Source organism: Xanthomonas sp. SHU 308, assembly GCF_000364645.1.
GTDB lineage: Bacteria > Pseudomonadota > Gammaproteobacteria > Xanthomonadales > Xanthomonadaceae > Xanthomonas_A > Xanthomonas_A sontii.
In genome coordinates this window covers 1-3308 of the sequence record NZ_AQOK01000157.1, presented here as the reverse complement: position 1 = coordinate 3308, position 3308 = coordinate 1, and the positions used below count along the sequence as shown (strand labels likewise).

At 69.1% G+C, this 3308-nt stretch carries 3 protein-coding genes; all 3 read right to left on the bottom strand.

Annotated features, from left to right (window positions below; all coding sequences use genetic code 11):
- A partial coding sequence (truB, locus tag D588_RS0106500; RefSeq protein WP_017915410.1) for a tRNA pseudouridine(55) synthase TruB occupies window positions 1-754 on the bottom strand: 754 nt, incomplete at its 3' end.
- Between the two features lie 201 nt (window positions 755-955).
- The gene (rbfA, locus tag D588_RS0106495; RefSeq protein WP_017915409.1) at window positions 956-1369 is read right to left on the bottom strand and encodes a 30S ribosome-binding factor RbfA; all 414 of its coding nucleotides are present in this window, start codon (window positions 1367-1369) and stop codon (window positions 956-958) included.
- 113 nt (window positions 1370-1482) lie between these two features.
- Window positions 1483-3308: translation initiation factor IF-2 (gene infB, locus D588_RS0106490; RefSeq protein WP_017915408.1), on the bottom strand; the 1826-nt coding region annotated here is incomplete at its 5' end.

Below are 3308 nucleotides of genomic sequence, written 5' to 3'. Positions count from 1 at the left end.
GCGGGAAATCGGCCAGGCCGGCGGCCAGCGGCAGCACCAGCGCCTCCAGCGCCGCCGGATCCTGCGCGGCCAGGTGCTGCAGGTGCTCCAGGGTGACCATCTGCGGGTTGCGGAACGGTTCCACCCACAGCCGCCGCAGCGCGGCGATATGTGCGCCGCAGCCCAGCGCCTCGCCCAGGTCGCGGGCCAGGCTGCGGATATAGGTGCCGGATCCGCAGGCCACGTGCAGACGCAGGCGGTCGCCGGCGTGGGCGAGCACGTCGATCGCATGCACCTCGACCTCGCGCTCCGGCGCCTCGATCGCCTCGCCGCGGCGCGCCTTGACGTACAGCGGCTCGCCGCCCTGCTTGAGCGCCGAGTAGATCGGCGCGCGCTGGCGGATACGCCCGCGCAGCGGTCCCAGCGCCGCCTCCAGGGTCGCTGCGTCCAGCGGCGGCACCGGGCGGGTGCGCAGCACGGCGCCCTCGGCATCGTCGCTGTCGGTGGTGACGCCGAGCACGACCTCTGCCTCGTAGGCCTTGGCCGAGCCGAGCAGCAGCCCGGCCAGCTTGGTCGCCTCGCCGAAGCACAGCGGCAGCAGGCCGGTGGCGAGCGGATCCAGGCTGCCGGTGTGACCGCCCTTCTCCGCACGGAACAGCCGCCGCGCCGCCTGCAGCGCCGCGTTGGAACTCATGCCGATCGGCTTGTCGAGCAGCACGATGCCGTCGAGGCGACGGAAGACGATACGGGGCAGGCGCGGGCCGAAGACGGGCATGGGGGGTTGGGCGGGGATTCGGGATTGGGGATTCGGGATTGGCGGATCCGACCCCGGCATGGCGCGGGCGAACGGCACGCATGGAACAGCGTGACGCCAGACGGATGAAAGAGCGCCGCGATCGCGACTGCGAAACGGACGCTCGCGTTGGGCGCCCGCACTCGAACACTGGACGCCGACGCCGCGGCGTCGGCAGCGGACTCAGTCCTTGCGCGGCGCCGTGTCGGCGTCGTCGGCGGCAGGGCCGCCGTCGTCCTGCGCCTGCTGCAGTTCCGGCATGTCGCGCAGCAGATTGTCGATGCGCTCGCCGCGATCGACCGAATCGTCGTAGTGGAAATGCAGTTCGGGCACGTGGCGCAGCTTCATCGCCCGCGCCAGCTCGCTGCGCAGCTGCGGCGCCAGCTCCTTCAGGCCCTTGACCGCCTCGGCCGAGCGTTCCTGCATCAGCGCGGTGACGAACACCTTGGCATGGGCCAGATCGCGGGTGACCTCGACGTCGGACACGCTGACCGACGGCAGGCCGTGATCGCGCACGGCCGCATGCACGATCGTGCCGAGGTCGCGCCGGATCTGCGCGGACACACGATCGGTACGGTGAAAGGATTTGGTGGGCATAGCGAAAATCTCTCTGTTCGGAATAAAGAAATCGGGAAGGGTCTGGGACGAGCGACGCACCTGCAGCGCCCCGCTCTTCCCATTCCCCAATCCCGATTCCTGATTCCCGGCTCTTACAGCGTACGCTGCACTTCGATGCGCTCGAAGCACTCGATCTGGTCGCCGGCCTTGACGTCGTTGTAGGCCTTCACGCCGATACCGCACTCGGTGCCGTTGCGCACTTCGTCGACGTTCTCCTTGAAGCGACGCAGCGATTCCAGCTCGCCCTCGAACACCACGGTGTTGTCGCGCAGCACGCGGATCGGCTTGTTGCGCTTGACCACGCCCTCCACGACCATGCAGCCGGCGACGGCGCCGAACTTGGAGCTGCGGAACACGTCGCGCACCTGGGCGATACCGATGATCTCTTCGCGGATCTCCACGCCCAGCAGGCCGGACGCCACCTGCTTCACCTGGTCGATCACGTCGTAGATGATCGAGAAGTAGCGCAGGTCGATGCCGTTGGTCTCGATGATGCGCCGCGCCGAGGCGTCGGCACGCACGTTGAAGCCGATCACCGTGGCCTTGGAGGCCAGCGCCGAATTCGCGTCGGACTCGGTGATGCCGCCCACGCCGGAGTGGATCACGTTGATGCGGATCTGCTCGTTGGACAGCGCGGTCAGCGACTGCTTCAGCGCTTCCACCGAACCCTGCACGTCGGCCTTGATCACCAGGTTCAGCGACAGCTGGCCTTCGCCCTTGCCGAGCTGCGACATGATGTCTTCCATGCGGCTGCCCGCCGAGGACACCAGGCGCGACTCGCGGCGCTTGGTCTCGCGCTGCTGCGCCACGTCCTTGGCCAGGCGCTCGTCGTCGACGACCACGAAGTCGTCGCCGGCATCCGGCACACCGGACAGGCCCAGCACCTGCACCGGAATCGACGGACCCGCCGAATCGGGCTGCTTGCCGGTCTCGTCGAACAGCGCACGCACGCGGCCGTACTGGATGCCGCACACCAGGTAGTCGCCCTTCTTCAGCGCGCCCTGCTGCACCAGCACCGTCGCCACCGGGCCGCGGCCCTTGTCCAGCGAGGACTCGATCACCACGCCGCTGGCGCGGCCTTCGGCCACCGCCCGCAGTTCCAGCACTTCGGCCTGCAGCGAGATCGCGTCCAGCAGCACGTCGATGCCCTGGCCGGTCTTGGCCGAGAGTTCGACGAACTGGGTGTCGCCACCGAATTCTTCGGCGACCACGTCCTGCGCCAGCAGCTCGTTCTTGACCCGCAGCGGATCGGCACCGGACTTGTCGATCTTGTTGACCGCCACGATCAGCGGCACGCCGGCCGCCTTCGCATGCTTGACCGCCTCGACCGTCTGCGGCATCACGCCGTCGTCGGCCGCGACCACCAGCACCACGATGTCGGTGAGCTTGGCGCCGCGCGCGCGCATCGAGGTGAACGCGGCATGGCCCGGGGTGTCCAGGAAGCTGATGACGCCGCGATCGGTTTCGACGTGGTACGCGCCGATGTGCTGGGTGATGCCGCCGGCTTCGCCGGAGGCCACCTTGGTGCGGCGGATGTAGTCCAGCAGCGAGGTCTTGCCGTGGTCGACATGGCCCATGATGGTGACCACCGGCGGCCGCGGCAGCTTCTCGCCCTGCGCGTCCTCGGTGTGCGCCAGCAGCGCGTCCTCGGCGTCGGCACTGCCTGCACGCACCGGCTTGTGGCCGAGTTCCTCGGTCACCAGCGCGGCGGTGTCGTGGTCGATGGTCTGGGTGATGGTGGCCATCACGCCCATCTTGAACAGCGCCTTCACCACGTCGCCGCCCTTCAGCGCGAGCTTCTGTGCCAGGTCGGCCACGGTGATGGTGTCGCCGATCGCCACTTCGCGCACCACCGGTGCGGTCGGACGCTCGAAGCCGTGCGCGCCGCCGCCGCTGCGCGACGGCTCAGCCTGGCGAC